The 17,334-nt window shown below is 69.0% G+C and carries 17 protein-coding genes; 7 read left to right on the top strand and 10 right to left on the bottom strand.

The features are described 5' to 3' along the window. Positions 1-127 precede the first annotated feature (127 nt). Both RKE40_RS05965 and RKE40_RS05970 read left to right on the top strand, forming a co-directional pair. Positions 128-1,384 carry a class I SAM-dependent RNA methyltransferase gene (locus tag RKE40_RS05965; protein WP_316017321.1) on the top strand — a complete coding sequence of 419 codons (1,257 nt, stop codon included), beginning with the start codon at positions 128-130 and terminating at the stop codon, positions 1,382-1,384. Positions 1,385-1,403: 19 nt separating this feature from the next. Beyond that, a complete protein-coding gene (locus tag RKE40_RS05970) occupies positions 1,404-2,810 on the top strand; it encodes an FAD-binding oxidoreductase (protein ID WP_316017322.1) in 1,407 nt (468 codons plus the stop codon). A gap of 85 nt (positions 2,811-2,895) precedes the next feature. Here RKE40_RS05970 and RKE40_RS05975 read toward each other — a convergent pair whose 3' ends face one another. The 3 genes from RKE40_RS05975 to RKE40_RS05985 all read right to left on the bottom strand — a co-directional run bounded on the left by RKE40_RS05975 (position 2,896) and on the right by RKE40_RS05985 (position 6,825). Then, positions 2,896-4,041 carry an AGE family epimerase/isomerase gene (locus RKE40_RS05975; RefSeq protein ID WP_316017323.1) on the bottom strand — a complete coding sequence of 382 codons (1,146 nt, stop codon included), beginning with the start codon at positions 4,039-4,041 and terminating at the stop codon, positions 2,896-2,898. 351 nt (positions 4,042-4,392) lie between these two features. Then, positions 4,393-6,000, bottom strand: a complete 1,608-nt coding sequence (locus tag RKE40_RS05980; protein WP_316017324.1) for a gamma-glutamyltransferase family protein — start codon at positions 5,998-6,000, stop codon at positions 4,393-4,395. A 63-nt stretch (positions 6,001-6,063) separates the two neighbouring features. Beyond that, on the bottom strand, positions 6,064-6,825 hold the full coding sequence (locus RKE40_RS05985; RefSeq protein ID WP_316017325.1) for an SOS response-associated peptidase: 762 nt from the start codon (positions 6,823-6,825) through the stop codon (positions 6,064-6,066). Positions 6,826-6,980: 155 nt separating this feature from the next. Here RKE40_RS05985 and RKE40_RS05990 point away from each other — a divergent pair, with 155 nt between their 5' ends. After that, positions 6,981-7,415: a hypothetical protein gene (locus RKE40_RS05990; protein WP_316017326.1), complete on the top strand. Its 435-nt coding sequence runs from the start codon at positions 6,981-6,983 to the stop codon at positions 7,413-7,415. Positions 7,416-7,418: 3 nt separating this feature from the next. On the opposite strand, the gene RKE40_RS05995 is transcribed toward RKE40_RS05990, so the two are convergent. Together RKE40_RS05995 and dxs are read right to left on the bottom strand one after the other, a co-directional pair. Beyond that, the gene (locus tag RKE40_RS05995) at positions 7,419-8,171 is read right to left on the bottom strand and encodes a TlyA family RNA methyltransferase (RefSeq protein ID WP_316017327.1); all 753 of its coding nucleotides are present in this window, start codon (positions 8,169-8,171) and stop codon (positions 7,419-7,421) included. 100 nt (positions 8,172-8,271) lie between these two features. Further along, entirely contained in the window at positions 8,272-10,182 is a 1,911-nt protein-coding gene (gene dxs / locus RKE40_RS06000; protein WP_316017328.1) for a 1-deoxy-D-xylulose-5-phosphate synthase, read from the bottom strand. Between the two features lie 158 nt (positions 10,183-10,340). Here dxs and RKE40_RS06005 point away from each other — a divergent pair, with 158 nt between their 5' ends. Next, complete coding sequence (locus RKE40_RS06005; RefSeq protein ID WP_316017329.1) at positions 10,341-11,591, top strand: MFS transporter; 1,251 nt, start codon at positions 10,341-10,343, stop codon at positions 11,589-11,591. 17 nt (positions 11,592-11,608) lie between these two features. On the opposite strand, the gene RKE40_RS06010 is transcribed toward RKE40_RS06005, so the two are convergent. Further along, positions 11,609-12,520, bottom strand: coding sequence for a DMT family transporter (locus tag RKE40_RS06010; protein ID WP_316017330.1), 912 nt, complete (start codon positions 12,518-12,520; stop codon positions 11,609-11,611). Between the two features lie 48 nt (positions 12,521-12,568). Continuing rightward, a complete protein-coding gene (locus RKE40_RS06015) occupies positions 12,569-13,489 on the bottom strand; it encodes a pirin family protein (RefSeq protein WP_316017331.1) in 921 nt (306 codons plus the stop codon). 164 nt (positions 13,490-13,653) lie between these two features. On the opposite strand from RKE40_RS06015, the gene RKE40_RS06020 reads away from it, so the two are divergent. Both RKE40_RS06020 and RKE40_RS06025 read left to right on the top strand, forming a co-directional pair. Next, positions 13,654-14,322 (top strand): GntR family transcriptional regulator, encoded by a 669-nt coding sequence (locus tag RKE40_RS06020; protein WP_316017332.1) that lies wholly within the window; start codon positions 13,654-13,656, stop codon positions 14,320-14,322. 88 nt (positions 14,323-14,410) lie between these two features. Further along, positions 14,411-14,998 (top strand): biotin transporter BioY, encoded by a 588-nt coding sequence (locus RKE40_RS06025; protein WP_316017333.1) that lies wholly within the window; start codon positions 14,411-14,413, stop codon positions 14,996-14,998. Between the two features lie 172 nt (positions 14,999-15,170). Here the strand turns inward: RKE40_RS06025 and RKE40_RS06030 are convergent, their stop codons facing one another. From RKE40_RS06030 to RKE40_RS06040, 3 genes are all read right to left on the bottom strand, one after another. After that, positions 15,171-15,428, bottom strand: a complete 258-nt coding sequence (locus RKE40_RS06030; RefSeq protein ID WP_066468437.1) for an exodeoxyribonuclease VII small subunit — start codon at positions 15,426-15,428, stop codon at positions 15,171-15,173. A 64-nt stretch (positions 15,429-15,492) separates the two neighbouring features. Further along, a complete protein-coding gene (locus RKE40_RS06035; protein ID WP_291638888.1) occupies positions 15,493-15,957 on the bottom strand; it encodes an Lrp/AsnC family transcriptional regulator in 465 nt (154 codons plus the stop codon). A gap of 173 nt (positions 15,958-16,130) precedes the next feature. Beyond that, positions 16,131-16,643: a tyrosine phosphatase family protein gene (locus tag RKE40_RS06040; protein ID WP_316017334.1), complete on the bottom strand. Its 513-nt coding sequence runs from the start codon at positions 16,641-16,643 to the stop codon at positions 16,131-16,133. Between the two features lie 122 nt (positions 16,644-16,765). Between RKE40_RS06040 and RKE40_RS06045 the strand changes: the two genes are divergently transcribed. Further along, on the top strand, positions 16,766-17,326 hold the full coding sequence (locus tag RKE40_RS06045; protein WP_316017335.1) for a thioesterase family protein: 561 nt from the start codon (positions 16,766-16,768) through the stop codon (positions 17,324-17,326). The last annotated feature ends 8 nt before the right edge of the window (positions 17,327-17,334 follow it).

Here is a 17,334-nt window from a genome sequence, read left to right on the forward strand (position 1 = left end):
ACATAATCGGTTCGCCTGCCAGTTCACGGGATAGTTCTTCCAAATCTCAGCGGAAAAAGATGATGATTTCCCTCCCGGCGCAGGAACTGATAGGCCACGCCTCTTCCTCAACCCTGCCCGGATGCGCATGTCTGCTCTTGCCATGAATGAAACCCTGACGATCGCGCGGCTTGGCCAGCGCGGCGACGGCGTGGCCGAGACGACGGACGGCCAGGTCTTCGTGCCCTTCGCGCTGCCGGGCGAGAGCGTCCGCGCCGTGCGGGACGGCGAGCGGGCGCAAGTCGTCGAGATCCTGACGCCGTCCGCCTCGCGCATCGCGGCGATCTGCCCGCTCTTCACCCGCTGCGGCGGCTGCGTCGCCCAGCATATGGGGGAGGGGCTCTATGCCGAATGGAAACGCCAGCAGGTCGTGACGACGCTCGGGCGCGTCGCCGCCGGGGTCGCGGTCGAGCCGCCGCTCGACGCCCATGGTACGGGCCGCCGGCGCGTCACCTTCCACGCCAGGCGCGAGGAGGACGGCATGCGCATCGGCTTCATGGCCGCGCGCAGCCATGATCTCGTCGCGGTCGAGGCCTGCCCGGTGCTGGCCCCGGGGCTTGCGCGCGCGCCGTCTGTCGCCCAGCACCTCGCCAACCGGCTCGGCGGCTCGAATAAGCCGCTCGATCTGCAGATCACCGCTTCCGAAGCCGGGCTCGACGTCGACATTCGCGGCCATGGCCCGGCCGGCAATGCGCTGCGTCGGACGCTGACCGAGGCCGCCGAACGGCTCGATCTGGCACGGCTCTCCATGCATGGCGACACCGTCGTCGAGCGGCGCGCGCCTTTCCATGTCATGGGCAAGGCCGCGGTCACGCCCGGCCCGGGCGGGTTCCTGCAGGCGACGGCGCGTGGCGAGGAGCTGCTGGCCGAACTCGTGCTCGCGGCGCTGCCCAAGGCGAAACGCGTCGCCGATCTCTTCGCCGGGTGTGGCCCCTTCAGCTTCCGCCTCGCGGAGCGCTGCCACGTCACCGCCTTCGAGAGCGACAAGACGGCGGTGCAGGCGCTGCAGCGCGCCGCCAGCCGGGCACAGGGGCTGAAGCCGATCGCCGCCGAAACCCGCGACCTCTTCCGCCGGCCGCTGCTCGAACATGAGCTCGCCGCCTTCGATGCCGTGGTGCTCGATCCACCGCGCGCCGGCGCGGAGGCGCAGGTCAGGTGGCTCGCGGGATCGAAAGTGCCTGTCGTCGCCTATGTCTCCTGCGATGTCGGCAGCTTCGCGCGCGACGCAGCGCTTTTGCTGGCAGGCGGCTATGCGCTGGAACGCGTGACGCCGGTCGACCAGTTCCGTTATTCCGCTCACATCGAACTCGTCGGCGTCTTCCGCAAGGCTGCCGGCCGCAAGTGATCACGTCTCCGGAGGCAGGATGAGCGCGTCCGTTACCGAAGCTCTGGCCGGCATCGCCGGCGCGAAGAATGTCATCACCGACGCCGATGCGATGGTGCCCTACCTCAAGGAGCCGCGCGGCCTGTTCAAGGGCAAGGCGCAGGCGGTGGTGCGGCCGGGCTCGGTCGCCGAGGTCTCGGCCCTGATGAAATGGGCGAGCGAGACCGGCGCGACGATCGTCCCGCAAGGCGGCAACACCGGCATGGTCGGTGGCCAGGTCCCGGTCGCGGAAGGCCGCGAGATCATCCTGTCGCTGCAGCGGCTCGACAAGGTGCGCGCGGTCGATGTCGCCGGCGACACCATGACCGTCGAGGCCGGCGTCATCCTGCAGAAGGCGCAGGAGGCGGCCGAGGCTGCCGGGCGGCTCTTCCCGCTTTCGCTCGCCTCGGAAGGCTCCTGCACGGTCGGCGGCAATCTCTCGGCCAATGCCGGTGGCACGGCGGTGATCGCCTATGGCAATGCCCGCGAACTCTGCCTTGGTCTCGAGGTCGTGCTGCCCGATGGCCGTGTCTGGAACGGCCTGCGCCAGCTGCGCAAGGACAATACCGGCTACGATCTGAAGAACCTCTTCATCGGCTCGGAGGGCACGCTCGGCATCATCACGGCCGCGGTGCTGAAGCTCTTGCCGCTGCCGGCGGCGCGCGCCACCGCCTTCCTCGCCGTTCCCGATCCTGAGGCGGCTTTGGCGCTCCTGAACAAGGCCAAGGCCAGCGCCGGCGGCACGCTCACCACCTTCGAGCTGATGCCGCGCATCGGGCTCGACTTCGTCGTACGCCATGCCGACGGGGCCCGCGATCCGCTTTCGGAGCCCTCACCCTGGTATGTGTTGATGGAGGTCTCCGCTCAGGCGGAGACCGGCCTCTCCGAAGCGGTCGAAAACTTCCTTGGCGAGGCGATGGAGGAGGGGCTCGTCACCGATGCGGTGCTCGCCGGCTCGCTCGGCCAGCGCGCCGATCTCTGGAAGCTGCGCGAGATGCTCTCGGAGGTGCAGACCCATGAGGGCGGCTCGATCAAGCACGACGTCTCCGTGCCGCTGCACGCGGCACCGGAATTCCTCAGGCGCGCCATCGCCAAGGTCGAGGAGCTGGTGCCGGGCTGCCGGCCGGTGCCTTTCGGCCATCTCGGCGACGGCAACATCCATTTCAACGTCAGCCAGCCGGTCGGCGCCGACAAGGCCGCCTATCTCGCCGGCTGGGACGCGATGAACGCGGCTGTCCATGCCATCGTCACCGAGCTCAAGGGCTCGATCTCGGCCGAGCACGGCATCGGCCGGCTGAAACGCGCCTTGCTGCCGGGCGTCAAGGACCCGGTCGAACTCGACCTGATGCGCACGGTCAAAGCGGCGCTCGACCCCAAGGGTGTGCTCAACCCCGGCGCGGTGCTGTAGGGAGCCAGGCGAGGGCTTTCAGCGCCGTCATCCCGGCTGGAGCGAAGCGGCGCAGACCCGGAATGACGGTATCGGCCTCTGAAAGTTACGCAGCCGCGCCGCCGTCGCAGACCCGGCAGATCTCGGCCAGCGCCAGCACCAGATGATAGAGCACCCGGACCGGGACCCGGTCGGCGATCGGCCGCCCGCCGGCGTCGATCTGGTTGACCCAGAGCCCGCTCGCGCGGTCGACGAAGTGCGAGAACATCAACTCGACATGGCGGTCGAGCCGGGCCGCGGCATCCGTGTCGCCTTCGAATTCGATCCGCGCGACGAGGGCTTTCAGATATTCGGTCTGCGGCCAGAGCAGCGCTGCGCCGTTCAAGACGGCGCCCGCCGCATCGACCTCGTTCACGACGAGCCGTGAGGCGTTGCTTGGCACATCAACTTGGCGCTGCCCGAAGGCATGGAGGCTGCGCGCCGTTTCGCGGGCCTCGGCCGAGCCGGTCAGGCGTTCATGATGGTGGAGCAGCCAGGTCCATTCGAAATGATGGCCCGGTTCCCGGATCAGCCCGCGCGAGCCGGGAAAAGCCGCCCAGTCCTCGTCGAAGAACTCGCCGAGCGTGCCGCTTTCGTCCAGCATGCGCTCCCGCATCAGGCGTACGAGCATGTCTGCCGTCTCCAGCCAGCGCGGATCGGGCGAAACCGCCGCGAGCGCGTGGCAGGCTTCGAGCAGATGCATATGCGGGTTCTGGCGCCGGGGCTGCGTGCCTAGCGTATCCTCCCTGAAGCCGCCGGCCGGGTGCGCCAGCTCCTGCTCCAGGAAGTCCATGACCTCGCCGGCGATCGCCAGCACGCTCTGGTCGCCGCTCGCCTTCGCGAACCAGCCGCAGGCGAAGAGGACGAAGGCGAGATCGTAGAAATCGGACCTGCCGTCGACGACCTCTCCGTCCGTAGTACCGGAATGGACGAAGCGTCCGTCCGGCTGCCGTAGGGCGCCGGTCAGGAACGCAAAGCCGTGCCGCGCCGCCGCCAGCGCGCCGGGCACGCCGAGCAGATGGGCATGGCTGAAGACATAGGTCAGGCGCGCCGTGACCAGCGTCGTGCGCAACTCGCCGAGCTCGGGCGTCCCGTCCGGCTGGAGATACTCGACGAAACCCGGCCGCGCCGGGTCGTAGGCGCGCGCGATCCAGCCCGGCAGCAGGGAGCCGGTCAGCCAGGAGAGAAGATCGTTCCGCGCGGACGCCGACATGCTTTCAGTCCTCGAAGACATCGCCGTGATGGCGTGCGGTCATGACCGCTGCTCTGCCATCGCGGCGTCGGCGAAGCCAGAGGGAAGACGCGTGGCTGGTTGCCAATCAGTTGTGGGCGAGCTTCGACAGCCGCTCTGATGGCCGGCGGGCGGGATTCACGCCTTTTAACGGCCGCTCGCACCGGCGCGAGTTCCAACATTCCGGGCGCGAAACGCACCAAAGTGTTGGAATCCGCAGATCCGGGATCCATCGTAGGGAGCAGGAGTTCTACGATGGATCCCGGGCGGAGCTTCGCTCGCCCAGGATGACGGTGAGGATTCCGGGCGAAACGTCAGATCGACTCCGCCCCCTCAGGGCGTCGCGACATAGCCGTCGCGACGTGGATCGCAGGCGCCGGTCAGCTTGCCGTTCGCCGGGTCGCGCGCGACCGCCTGCATGCCGCCGACCCGCATCGTCCAGCCGACATCGAACGGGACGATTTCGTGACCCCGCTGCCGCAGGGCGGCGATGGTCCCGGCGGGGATGCGGTCCTCGACCTCGATGGCGCGGCCGTCCCAGAGACGGGCGCGCGGCGCCTCGATTGCCTCCTGCAGCGGCAGGCCGAAATCGACATGCTGGACCATGGCCTGCGCTTGCGTCTGCAGGATGCCGTAGCTGCCGGGCGTGCCCAATGCCAGCACCGGCTCGCCATTCCGGGTCGACAGGCTCGGCGACATGCACATCGGCAGTTCCGAGCCCGGCTGCGAGCGGTTCGGGCTGCCGGGCTGGACATCGGCCCAGTACAGGAAATTGTTGAGGCAAAGCCCCGTGCCCGGCACGACCACGCCGCTGCCGAACGGACTGCCGATGCTCTGCGTCACGCAGATCAGGTTGCCCTCGCGGTCGGCGATTGAGAAGGAGGTGGTGTGCGCCGGGTCCTCGCCGGCAGGTGCTTCCGCCATCCATTGCTCGGTCGGGCCGGTGATCGGCTCACCGTCGCGCACGCGGTCGCGCAGTTTCTCGACCGAGGCGTCGGACATAAGCTCGGCGAGCTTCTCCGGCTTCGGATTGTTGTGGGCGATGCGCTGGCCGGCGGCGAGGCGAATGGCGCGGTAGACGATGTCGAGATGCTCGGCGCCGTTGCGCTCGAGCCCGGCGAGGTCGAAGCCGTCGAGGATGCGCAGGGTCAGGAGGAACTGGAAGCCTTCGCAGGCCGGCGGCGGCACATGCACGAGCCGGTCGCGATAGGTAGCGGCGATCGGCTCGCGCCAGCGCGGTGCGACCTTGGCGAGATCGGCCATGGTCAGCGTGCCGCCCTTGGCCTTGAGATGCGCGATCACGGTCTCGCCGAGCGCACCGCGATAGAAATGCTCCGGACCCTTGGCCGCGATGTCCGAGAGGGTGCCGGCGAGGTCGGGCTGGCGCAGGATCTGGCCGAGTTCGATCGTATCGCCGCCGCCGGGCAGGTAGTTCTTCGCCCAGTCGGCGTGAAGCTCCGGGCGCTCGCGCAGGAGCGGCGCCTGCTCGTTGAACTCCGCGACGCCGAACTCGGCGATCGGAAACCCGTCGGCGGCGAGCGCGATAGCCGGTGCGAAGATCTCCGCCAGCGACAGGCGACCATAGGTCCGGTTGAGCTCGCACCAGCCGGCGAGGTTGCCAGGCGGGGCGACGGCGAGCGCGCCGCGCTCTAGGTCCGAACGCCGGCTGAAGCGCTCCAGGGGAAAGCTCTCGGGCACGGGCGGCACGAAATCGAGGACGCGTACCCGCTTCTCGGCTGCGACCCACATCGTCGCCGACCCCATCCCGCCGAAGCTCGACATGAACGGCTCGACCACGTTGAGCGCCGCCGCGACCGCGCCGACGGCGTCGAAGGCATTGCCGCCCTGGCTGAGGATACGGGCTCCGGCCTGCGCCGCCAGCGGGTGGGCGGCGGCGACCATGCCGTGCAGGGAACTCATCGTCGGGCGGCGGCCATGCATCTTCGGCGTTCCTCCAGTCGGTCCTGTCGTTGGCCGAGAGTAAGCGCGCCGTCGCCCCCTGCGCTAGAACAGGCTGCCCTGCGCGTCGTCCTTGCCGCCCCGCCGCGAACGCATGGCGGGCTTCTGCTCGGGCGGCTTCGGCGCCGACGCGGGATCGAAGGGCTGCTGCAATTCCGGCCCGTCATTGGCGGCCTTGTTCACTGCATCGCCGAGCCGGATCATCTCCAGGAAGTCGTCGGGGGGAGGGCGCAATAGCGGCCGTAGCGCCGCCGGCTCCGAGGCGGGGTCGAGCCAGGCATCATAGGCTTCCGGGGCCAGGATCACCGGGGAGCGATGGTGGATCGCCGCCATCTGCCCGTTGGCGGGGCCGGTCACCATCGCGACCGTGTCGATCTCCGAGCCGTCGGGGCTATGCCAGGTCTCCCACAGCGCCGCGAAGGCGAAGAAGCCACGATCCGGCCGGCGGAAGAGATAGGGCCGGTTTTCCTGCCGGCGGCCCTCGCCGAGGCGGTGCCATTCGTAGAACCCGTCGGCCGGCATCAGGCAGCGCCGTCGGGCGAGGGCGGCACGGAAGGAAGGCTTCTCGGCCGCGCTCTCGCTGCGGATGTTGATGACCAGCGGGAAGTCCTTGGGATCCTTGACCCAGCCGGGAATGAAGCCCCAGCGCATCAGGATGAACTGGCGCGTGCCCTGTTCGAGCCTGACCACCGGCACCGGCTGCGTCGGCGCGATGTTGTAGCGCGGCGGAAAGTTCGGCTGCTCGCGATAGGCGAAGGCCTGGCGCATCGCTTCCGGCGGCAAGGTTACGGCGTAGCGGCCACACATGTCCTGTTCAGTCGACGTTCCGATGTGTCCGATCAATACTTTATTTGGGTTTGGCCACGCATATTCCCAGCGATTTCGAGGCCGCCCGGATGCCTGCTCCCGCAAGATCAGATGCGCCGAACGTGGCGGCCGGCTCTGGAGCTGCACCCTCGCCGATGCGCCTGTCGACGGACTATCTGAACCGCCACAGCGAGGCGCTGATGCTGCTCGAGATGGTGCCGATGGACCGTGCGATCCTGGTCGAGCTGCGGGCCTGGCGGGCGGTCAGCTATTCCGAGCATTTCGAAGCCTCGTCGCTGCGCTGCGCGGCGGAAGCGCGCGAGGCCTATCGGCAGCTCGGCGCGCGCGAGGTCGCCGGCTTCGACGAGCTCTGCGCCGCCATGGACCGTCTCGTCCTCACCGCGACCGCCTTGCTCGACGAGATGCCGGACAGCGAAGACCCGGCGTTGATCGTCGATGTCGCCTGTCTGTCCCTGCGCCGCCTGATCGCGCGGGCCGCGGCCTTCATCAATGCCAACGGCCAGGGCGACGCCGCCAATATCGACCCCGGCGTCGTGCAGGCGGAGGTCGATGCGCTGATCGCGGGCTGAGGCTCAGCGCGCCCCGCCGATCAGGAATTCGCGGTTGCCGTCGCCGCCTTCGATCGGAGACGGGATCGGACCCGAGACCCGGAAACCGAGTTCGGCGGTGAGTTCGGCGATCTCGGCGCAGATCGCTTCCTGCAATGCCTCGTCCCGCAGCACGCCCTTCTTCAGCGCCGAGCGCTTCGTCTCGAACTGCGGCTTCACCAGTGCGACAAGCTGCGATTTGGGCGCCAGCAGCTTCGCCACGGCCGGCAGCACCAGCTTCAGCGAGATGAAGCTGACATCGATGACGGCGAGCGCCGGCGGCTCGCCGAGCAGTGCGGGGTCCAGCGTGCGGATATCCTGGCTCTCCAGGCTGGTCAGCCTGGCATGGCCGTGCAGGCTCTCATGCAGCTGCGATCGGCCGACATCGACGGCATGGACATGAGCTGCGCCGCGCCGGAGCAGCACGTCGCTGAAGCCGCCGGTCGAGGCGCCGACATCGAGGCAGGCGAGTCCGGCCGGATCGAAGCCGAAGGTGTCGAGTGCCGCTGCGAGCTTCACCCCGCCGCGCGAAACGTAAGGGTGGGGCGCCTGCGCCGCGATCTCGGCGGTATCGGGAACGGTCTCCGACGCCTTGCGCAGCACGACGCCGTCGGCGCTGACGAGCCCGGCTGCAATGGCGGCCTGGGCCCGCGCCCGGCTCTCGAACAGGCCGCGCTCGACCAGCAAAAGGTCGGCCCTAGAGCGGGGTGCGGAAAAGTGGGAACCGGTTTTTCGCATCAGCCCCGCTCTAAACGTTTGGAATCGATATTATCGCACCCGGCGGTTCCGCCGGGTGCGATAATATCATGCCCGGCGCGGCAGGCCGGCGGTCATCGCTTCAGGCGCGCTTTACGGCGCTGGCCGGGCCGAGCGCCGTTTCGACCGCCCGCACGATGCCGGCGGCGTCGAGACCGGCATCGGCATACATCTTGTCGGGCTTGTCATGGTCCTGGAAGCTGTCCGGCAGCGTCAGGCTGCGGATCTTCAGGCCGCCGTCGAGCAGGCCCTTCTGCGCCAGCAATTGCAGGACATGGCTGCCGAAGCCGCCGACCGAACCTTCCTCGACCGTGATCAGCACCTCGTGCTCCCTGGCGAGGCGCGCGATCAGCGCCTCGTCGAGCGGCTTGGCGAAGCGAGCATCGGCGACCGTCGTCGAGAGGCCGCGCTGGCCGAGCAGTTCGGCGGCCGAAAGGCATTCGGCGAGCCGCGTGCCGAGCGAGAGCAGCGCGATGCGCGTGCCTTCCCGGACGATCCGGCCCTTGCCGATCTCCAGCGGCACGCCGTGCTGCGGCAGCTCGACGCCGACGCCTTCGCCGCGCGGATAGCGGAAGGCGATCGGCCCGGCATCATAGGCGGCGGCCGTCGCGACCATATGGGTCAGCTCGGCCTCGTCCGCAGCCGCCATCACCACCATGCCGGGCAGGCAGGCGAGATAGGCGATGTCGAAGGAGCCTGCGTGGGTCGCGCCATCGGCGCCGACCAGCCCGGCGCGGTCGAGCGCGAAGCGCACCGGCAGGTTCTGGATCGCGACGTCGTGGACGATCTGGTCGTAGGCGCGCTGCATGAAGGTCGAGTAGATCGCGCAGAACGGTTTGAAGCCCTCGCTGGCGAGGCCGGCGGCGAAGGTCACCGCATGCTGCTCGGCAATGCCGACATCGAAGGTGCGGCCCGGGAACTCCTTGCCGAAGGCGTCGAGCCCGGTGCCGGACGGCATGGCGGCGGTGACCGCGACGATCTTCTCGTCCTCGCGTGCCGCCTTGATCAGCGCATGGGCGAAGACATTCGTGTAGCTCGGGGCGTTCGCCGGCGCCTTGGCCTGCTGGCCGGTGACGGGATCGAACCTGACGACGCCATGGTACTTGTCGGCGCTGGCCTCGGCCGGCGCGTAGCCCTTGCCCTTCTGGGTCACGACATGGACCAGGATCGGCCCGCTCTCGGCGTCGCGGACATTGCGCAGCACGGGCAGCAGGTGGTCGAGATTGTGCCCGTCGATCGGGCCGACATAGTAGAAGCCGAGCTCCTCGAAGAGAGTGCCGCCGGTCCAGAAGCCGCGGGCAAATTCCTCTGTGCGCTTCGCCTTCTCGTGGAAGAAGCGCGGCAGCTTCTCGGCGAGGTATTTCGCGACCTCGCGCAGCGAGCGATAGGTCCGCCCGGAGACCAGCCGCGCCAGATAGGCCGACATCGCGCCGACCGGCGGGGCGATCGACATGTCGTTGTCGTTGAGGATGACGATCAGCCGCGAGCCGAGCGCGCCGGCATTGTTCATCGCCTCATAGGCCATGCCGGCCGACATCGCGCCGTCGCCGATCACGGCGATGACGTTGCTGGTGCCGCCTGCGAGATCGCGCCCGACGGCCATGCCGAGCCCGGCCGAGATCGAGGTCGAGGAATGGGCCGCGCCGAACGGGTCGTACTCGCTCTCGCTGCGCTTGGTGAAGCCCGAGAGGCCGCCGGGCTGACGCAGGGTGCGGATGCCGTCGCGGCGCCCGGTCAGGATCTTGTGCGGGTAGGCCTGGTGGCCGACATCCCAGATCACGCGGTCGCGCGGCGTATCGAAGACATGGTGCAGCGCGACCGTCAGCTCGACCACGCCGAGCCCGGCGCCGAGATGGCCGCCGGTCACCGAGACGGCGTCGATCGTCTCGGCCCTGAGCTCGTCGGCGAGCTGGCGCAGTTGCGCATCGTCAAGCCGGCGCAGCGCCTGCGGATCGGGAACCTGGTCGAGAAGGGGCGTCTTGGGACGGGTCAAGGGCTGGCCGTTGCTGGCTTGATCGTCATTCCCGAATAGTCGCTCGGGGCGGCGCTGGCAAACCTCTGATGGTCGCAGGCCGGGCAGGAAACGGGTGGGAGCGCGCGCTGGCGCATGGGAAATCCGCATTCGGACCCTGCGCATGCGGAACGCGCGCCATGAACCCGGCTACACCGATGCACCAGAACGCCCCGATGACGTCGCCGCTCTTTCTCGTCCTGCTGCTGACCGGCGTCGCGGCGCAGTTCGCCGACAAGCTGGCGCTCGATACGATCACCCTGGCAGCGACCGAAGCCGGGGCGAGCGCGCGCTTCGTCGGCCTGCTCGTCGCCGCCCAGTCCGCCGCCTGGCTCCTCGTTTCCCTGCCGGCCGGCGTGCTCGCCGACCGGATCGCGCCGCGCAGCCTGATCCTGCTCGGCGGCCTGCTGATGGCGGCCGGGTCGGCAGTTGGCGCGGCTTTGCTCGCGGCGGGGCTGATCGGCTCGGCGCTCGCCCTCTCGACCTTCGTCGCGGCGGCCGGGCCGGTCGTGATCGCGCTCTCGGTCTTCGTGCTGATGCCGCGCGCGGCGACGCTCGCCTTGCTGCCGCGTGCGAACAGCCGGCTCGAGCTCGGCCGGGCGAGCTTCAACCTGATCGCGCCGCTGATCGCCGGCTGGGCCGTGGCGCGCGGCACCGGCTGGTACGGGCTCGCGGCCTGCTCGGCAGCGGGGCTCGTCGTCATCGCCGCGGCGCTGCGCCTGCCGGCCGAAGCGGTGCCGGCCCAGCCGCGGCAGAAGCTGCATCGCGCCATTGCCGAGGGTGGTGCCTTTGTCGCCCGCCACCCTTACCTTCGGCCGATCGCGCTCTGCGCCATTGGTTGGAATCTCGCCTTCTTCGCCTTCATGGCGCTGCTCGCGCCCTATGCGCTGCGGGTGCTGATGCTCGATCCGAAGGCCGTCGGGTTGGCTTCTTCGATCTACGGCGCCGGGGCCGTCGCCGCGGCGCTGGCTGGTGCCTGGCTGATCGCGCGCCTGCCGACCGGGGCGCTGCTGGTCTTCGGTCCCGCGGTCTCGCTGCTCGGCGCGCTCGCCGTGGCGCTCGCCCCGCCAGGGCTCGGCTGGCCGGCGCTGGCGCTCGCCTTCTTTCTGTTCGGCTTCGGCCCGATCCTCTGGTTCATCACCCAGACGACCTTGCGCCAGGCCGTGACGCCGCAACCTCTGCTCGGGCGCGTCAGCGCGACCATCACCACGGCGATGTACGGCATGCGCCCGCTCGGCGCGCTCGCCGGCGGGCTGGCGGGAGAGCGCTTCGGGCTGGAGACCGCGATCTGGCTGCCGGTCGGGCTCTTCGCCCTGTCGACGCTGGCGATCCTCGCCTCGCAGATGCCGCGGCTGAAGACGATGCCGGTGGGCGAGTTGAGCCCGGGCTGACGCGCACGCGGCGCGTCTCAGCGCGCTTGCTGGCGTGGGGCCCGGGCGGCGAGCAGGACGCCGCCGACGATCAGCGCGATCGAGATTCCCTCGGCCATGTCGGGGATCTCGCGGAGGAAGACGATCGCGAGCAGCGAGGCGGCGACCGGCACGAGCGCGATCATTGCAGCGCCGGCGGAGGCGCCGAGCAGGGCCACGCCGCGATTGAAGCTGATCAGTGCGACGGTGCTCATCAGCACGCCCTGATAGAAGCTCTGGATCGCGATCTCGGCCGCCGGGGCGTGCCTGAGATGGCTGAGGCCGAGCCCGATATAGACGGGCACGAAGATCACCGCCGACCAGAAGCAGATCAGCGCGGCCGACTGGATCGGCGTCAGGCCGCTGCGGCGCAGGATCAGCGTGTAGCTCGCCCACATGACGGCCGCGAGGACGAGCAGCCCGAGTCCGAACAGGCTCGGCGACCCCTGTGCGCTGCCGGCGGTCAGGACGAGGCCGCAAAGCCCGGCGGCGATCGCGCCATAGCCGGCGAGCCTGATCCTGCCTGGCTGCTCGCGCAGCAGGCCCCAGCCGAGCAGGCCGGCGAAGACCGGCATCAGCGTCGGCGTCACTGCGGCAGCGCGGCCGGCCGTGGTCATCTGCACGCCGAAGGCGACGAGAATGGCGAAGGGCGCGCCCCAGAGCGCCGCGAAGACGAAGCCGTTGCGCCAGGCGCGGGGCGGCAATCGTCGCAGCAGCACGGGCGCGAGCAGGATCGCGCCGATGCCGTAGCGCAACGCCGTCAGGTCCCAGACATTGAGGGTGCGGGTGACGCTGAAGCGCGTGACCACCAACCAGCCGGCGAAGATCGCCACGGCGAGCCCCGCCCAGAGAAAGCCGCGCAGCCGCGGCGAGCCTGATTCGGGTCTGGGCAGGTCCCGGTGCGACGGCATGGTGGCTTTCGAGAGGATCGGTGCGGCGGCTGGTTCGTGAAGCCGACCTCAACCCTCCGGCAGCGGGATGAACTCCTCGGAATCGCCGGGCACAGTGTCGAAGCGGCCGGTCTTCCATTCCGCCTTGGCCTGGTCGATCCGCTCCTTCGAGGAGGAGACGAAGTTCCACCAGATATGGCGCGGCCCGTCCATCGGCTCGCCGCCGATCAGCATCAGCCGGCTCTGGTCGACTGCGAGGATCGAGATCCGGTCGCCCGGCTTGAAGATCAGCAGCTGGCCGGCGCCGAATTCGTCGCCGGCGATGTCGATCTTGCCGGAGACGATGTAGACCGCGCGCTCGTCGTAATCGGGGTCGAGCGGCAGGATCGCGCCCGGTGCCATCACCGCCTCGGCATAGAGCGTGTCCCAGGGGAACTTCACCGGCGAGGTCCGGCCATAGGCCGAGCCCATGATCAGGCTGATGCGCTTGCCTTCGCCGACGATGCGCGGGAGTTCCGGCGCGGCGTGGTGGATGAAGTCCGGCGCGATCTCCTCATGCGTCTTCGGCAGAGCGAGCCAGGTCTGGATGCCGTAGAGCTTCGGCGCTTTCAGCCGCTCTTCCGGGGCGGTGCGCTCCGAATGCACGATGCCGCGCCCCGCCGTCATCAGGTTGACCGCGCCCGGCCGGATCGGCAGCGCCGTGCCGAGCGAGTCGCGGTGCATGATCTCGCCGTCGAACAGATAGGTCACGGTGGAGAGGCCGATATGCGGGTGCGGGCGGACATCGATGCCCTCGCCGAGCAGGAACTCGGCCGGGCCCATCTGGTCGAAGAAGATGAAGGGGCCGACCATCTTGCGGCCGATCGAGGGGAGGGCCCGCCTGACCGAGAAGCCGCCGAGATCATGGGCGCGCGGCACGATCACCTGTTCGAGCGCCTCGCAGGAGCGGGTATCGCCTGGGACCGGGTCATGGTCTGGAAGCTGGGACATTGCGGGCTCCTCGCATGCGGCGCTGGGAGGGAGTCTGCGCGTGCCCGCCCCATTGGGCAAGCCGCCCGGCGCATGGCGGCAATTCGGCTCGACGCGGCCTGTCGGAGAAATTATCTATAAAACGACACGTGGATGGCGATGCCCAAGGACCAAGCCCGAGCACGATGCCCAAGGAAAAATCTGAGACCCTCGCGATCCGGATCAGCCGAACTTTGGCCGAGCGGATCATCGCCGGTCAGCTCGAGCCGGGCTCGCGCCTGCGTCAGGACCATGTCGCCGCCGAATTCGGCGCCAGCCATGTGCCGGTGCGCGAGGCCTTCCAGCGCCTGGAGGCGCAAGGGCTGGCAGTGAGCGAGCCGCGCCGCGGCGTGCGTGTCGCCGCCTTCGATCTGCAAGAGGTTCGCGAAGTCGCGGAGATGCGCGCTGCGCTCGAGGTTCTGGCGCTGCGCCATGCCGCGCCGCATCTGACGCGCGCGATCCTCGACGAGGCCGAGGAAGCCACGCGCGCCGGCGACCATTCGCCCGACGTGCGTACCTGGGAAGAGGCGAATCGCCGGTTTCATCGCCTGATCCTGACGCCCTGCGCCATGCCGCGGCTGCTGGCTTCGATCGATGATCTGCACGCCGCCAGCGCCCGCTTTTTGTTCTCCGCCTGGCGCTCGGAATGGGAAAGCCGCACCGACCATGACCACCGCGCGATTCTCGCCGCCTTGCGGGCCGGGCGGGTCGACGAGGCCGAGGCGGTGCTGGCCCGGCATGTCCGGTGGATCGGCCGAAAGCCGGTCCGCACTGCCTCGGGGGCGACACGGGAGGCCTTCGCCATCGTCGGCTGAAGCTCTGGGCTTGCAATTCGCAGTCGCAGCATCGATCATAGATCGGTCTTTCGAATTATCTATAATTCGATTTTGCACGGAGAGACTGATGAACGACCTGACCCAGACCGCGCCGCGGCCCGGCTTTGCCCCGCTCGATCTCGGCGCCCGTCCGCTGACGGTCCAGATTGCCGCCGTCCTGCTCGGCACCCTCATCCTCGCGATCTCCTCGCAGATCAGCGTGCCGATGGTTCCGGTGCCGGTGACCATGCAGACCCTGGCGGTGACGCTGATCGGCGCGCTCTATGGCTGGCGCCTCGGCGCGATCACCATCACTGCCTGGCTGTTCGAGGCGGCGCTCGGCCTGCCGGTCCTCGCCAACGGCAATGGCAGCCTGCTCTCCTTCGTCGGCCCGACGGCCGGCTATCTCTTCGCCTTCCCGATCGTCGGCGCGCTGGTCGGCTGGCTGGTCGAGCGTGGCTGGAATGGCGCCCGCCCGGGCCTCGCCTTCGTCGCCATGCTCGTCGGCAACGGCCTCTGCCTCGTGCTCGGCGCGCTCTGGCTCTCGACCCTGATCGGCCTGGAGAAGGCAATCATCGCCGGCGTGGTGCCGTTCCTGATCGGCGGCGTGCTGAAGTCGGCGCTCGGCGCCGCGATCCTCGTCGCCTTCGACCGCGGCCGGAAGCGCGCTGCGTGACATCGAAATCGCAGCCGCCGCGTCATGCGGCGGCTGCAACTCGCGTGTTGCTCGCCAGCCGGGCAAGCCGCCCGGCATAATGCGCGCCGAGCGCGTCGAGCGCTTTCACCCAAAGCATGGTGCGGGCGATGTTGGCGTGCGGGCGACCGGAGCGCCCGCAAAACCGGGGCGCCTACTTCTCGACGTCGAGAGGGGTCGTGCCGGTCGGCTTGCCGTCGGCGCCGAGGGTGATCTTCTCGATGCGTGCCTCGGCATGCTTCAGCAGCGCGTCGCAGCGGGCCTTCAGCGCCTCGCCGCGGGTGTAGATGTCGATCGATTCCTCCAGCGCGACGTCGCCACGCTCCAGCCGGGCGACGATCGCCTCGAGCTGCTTCAGCGCCTCCTCGAAGGGCAGGGTGGCGATATCGGCGTTGGGCTTGGCTTCGGTCACGGGGCGAATCCTGTTGGGCGCCCGTTATCGGCTCTGCAGGCTGCCCCCGCAACCCCGCAAGGGCTCAGACCGGCAGCGCCGAGCTCTTCTTGATGGTGCGCAGCGTCAGCGTCGACTGCACCCGCGTCACGCCCGGAAGCTGCGTGATGATGTCGGTGTGGATGCGCTCGAAATCGGCGGAATCGCGATAGATCACCCGCATCAGATAGTCATGCGCGCCGGCGAGCAGATGGCATTCCAGGATTTCGGGCAGCCCTTGCACGGCCTGCTCGAAACCCTCCAGCGAGGCGCGGCCCTGCTGGTCGAGCGTCACGAACACGAAAGCGGTGCCGGGGAAGCCGGCGATCTTCTCGTCGAGCAGCATGGCATAGCTGCGGATCAACCCGCTCTCCTCGAGCTGCCGGACCCGGCGAAGGCAGGCCGAGGGTGAGAGGTGCACCTTCTCGGCAAGGTCGGAATTGGTGATGCGCCCGTCGTTCTGGAGGATGCGCAGGATCGTCCTGTCACGGGAATCGAGTTCGATCGACATGGCTGCGCAGCATCCTCGGGCGGTGGCGCTTATCTCTGCGCCTGCTTTGGAGGCGGGATGTTTCTGCGAAAAAAAAGGCTCTGGCAAGCAGTTCCTTGCGTGCGCTGCGCCATTTCCTGCGCAGTGCAGCGAATCGCCTCGGCTGGCCGCATGATTCTGCGCGGCCCGTTCGTTCAGTCGAGGTCGAAGCGAAAGGGCTTGCCCTCGAAGGCGTCGGCGCCGCGGCCGATCCGTTCGATCGCCGCGCGCATGCGCCCGCCGCGTCCGAGGATCTCGTCGGCGAGGGCCACCAGCCGGGCATTGGGGGTCGCCGACGGCGAGAGGATGCGCAGGCGCTCGGCGATCTCGCCTTCATCCCGCTCAGGCCGGAGCGCGCAGACAGAGATATAGGCGCCGGCCGTCGAGCGACTGATCCCCGCCCAGCAATGCACGACGATGGGATTCTGCCGGTCCCAGTCGCGGACGAAGCCGAGCAGGCGTTCGACATGCTCGCTGGCCGGAATGACGTGCCCGTCCATTTCGGCGGTGATGTCGGACATGGCGAGCATCAGATGCCGGTCGGCGGCGATCCCGGGCGGCGTCTCGACCACCGTCGCGGCGTTGATCAGGGTGACGACATGGCTCGCGCCGACCGCCGCGACGGTCTCGTTCAGCTTCGACAGGGAGGAGACGTGGAGTGTCGGCATGAGTGGGCTTCCGGGGGGCTGACGGCAGCGAATCTGTGGTGCCTGTCGATGACGAGCTTATGGCGCGGCGCCGGTTTCCGGCTACAAGCGCGAGAACTTCATCCACGCCGAAGGTTGCCGGCATGAATCTCTGGTTGCGCCTGCTCTGGCTGCTGCTCTCCCGGCCGTTCCAGCCACGGCTGAAGCCGCCTTTCGAAGCCTCGATCCTGCCGTTCCGGGTCTGGTTCCACGATCTCGACACCAGCCTGCACATGAACAATGCGCGCTATTGGGGGCTGATGGATCTCGGCCGGACCGACCTGATGCTGCGCAGTGGCCTCTGGCGCGCCATCCTGCGCCATGGCTGGGTGCCAGTGGTCAATTGCGGCACGATCCGCTTTCGCCGCGAACTCAGGCTGTTTCGTCCCATTCGCCTGGAAACCCGCATGCTGTGCTGGGCCGAGGGCTGGGTGGTGATGCAGCATCGCATTCTCGCCGATGGTCGCGACGGCAGCGAGATCGTCGCGGCGGTGGCGCTGGTGCGCGCCGCGCTCTACGACCGGAAGGGCAAGGCATTCGTACCGGTCGCCCGCCTGCTCGCCGAGCTCGGCGTCGAGGCGGAAAGCCCGCTGCCGAGCCCCGAGGTCGAGGCTTTCCTGCGCGCCGAGGATGCGATGCGCGAGGCCGGGGCCACCGCCGGCTGAGCCGGCTG

This window comes from Allobosea rubneri, assembly GCF_032464875.1.
GTDB classification, from domain to species: Bacteria; Pseudomonadota; Alphaproteobacteria; order Rhizobiales; family Beijerinckiaceae; genus Allobosea; species Allobosea rubneri.

Excerpts from the sequence above, each read along its gene's own strand:
- RKE40_RS05995 (WP_316017327.1), bottom strand. The coding sequence starts at position 8,171 with ATGCGAAAAACCGGTTCCCACTTTTCCGCACCCCGCTCTAGGGCCGAC.
- RKE40_RS06005 (WP_316017329.1), top strand. The coding sequence starts at position 10,341 with ATGAACCCGGCTACACCGATGCACCAGAACGCCCCGATGACGTCGCCG.
- RKE40_RS06020 (WP_316017332.1), top strand. The coding sequence starts at position 13,654 with ATGCCCAAGGAAAAATCTGAGACCCTCGCGATCCGGATCAGCCGAACT.
- RKE40_RS05970 (WP_316017322.1), top strand. The coding sequence starts at position 1,404 with ATGAGCGCGTCCGTTACCGAAGCTCTGGCCGGCATCGCCGGCGCGAAG.
- RKE40_RS05980 (WP_316017324.1), bottom strand. The coding sequence starts at position 6,000 with ATGCATGGCCGCCGCCCGACGATGAGTTCCCTGCACGGCATGGTCGCC.
- RKE40_RS05990 (WP_316017326.1), top strand. The coding sequence starts at position 6,981 with ATGCGCCTGTCGACGGACTATCTGAACCGCCACAGCGAGGCGCTGATG.
- RKE40_RS06040 (WP_316017334.1), bottom strand. The coding sequence starts at position 16,643 with ATGCCGACACTCCACGTCTCCTCCCTGTCGAAGCTGAACGAGACCGTC.
- RKE40_RS06045 (WP_316017335.1), top strand. The coding sequence starts at position 16,766 with ATGAATCTCTGGTTGCGCCTGCTCTGGCTGCTGCTCTCCCGGCCGTTC.
- RKE40_RS06025 (WP_316017333.1), top strand. The coding sequence starts at position 14,411 with ATGAACGACCTGACCCAGACCGCGCCGCGGCCCGGCTTTGCCCCGCTC.
- RKE40_RS05965 (WP_316017321.1), top strand. The coding sequence starts at position 128 with ATGTCTGCTCTTGCCATGAATGAAACCCTGACGATCGCGCGGCTTGGC.
- RKE40_RS06035 (WP_291638888.1), bottom strand. The coding sequence starts at position 15,957 with ATGTCGATCGAACTCGATTCCCGTGACAGGACGATCCTGCGCATCCTC.
- RKE40_RS06015 (WP_316017331.1), bottom strand. The coding sequence starts at position 13,489 with ATGTCCCAGCTTCCAGACCATGACCCGGTCCCAGGCGATACCCGCTCC.
- RKE40_RS05975 (WP_316017323.1), bottom strand. The coding sequence starts at position 4,041 with ATGTCGGCGTCCGCGCGGAACGATCTTCTCTCCTGGCTGACCGGCTCC.
- RKE40_RS06010 (WP_316017330.1), bottom strand. The coding sequence starts at position 12,520 with ATGCCGTCGCACCGGGACCTGCCCAGACCCGAATCAGGCTCGCCGCGG.
- RKE40_RS05985 (WP_316017325.1), bottom strand. The coding sequence starts at position 6,825 with ATGTGTGGCCGCTACGCCGTAACCTTGCCGCCGGAAGCGATGCGCCAG.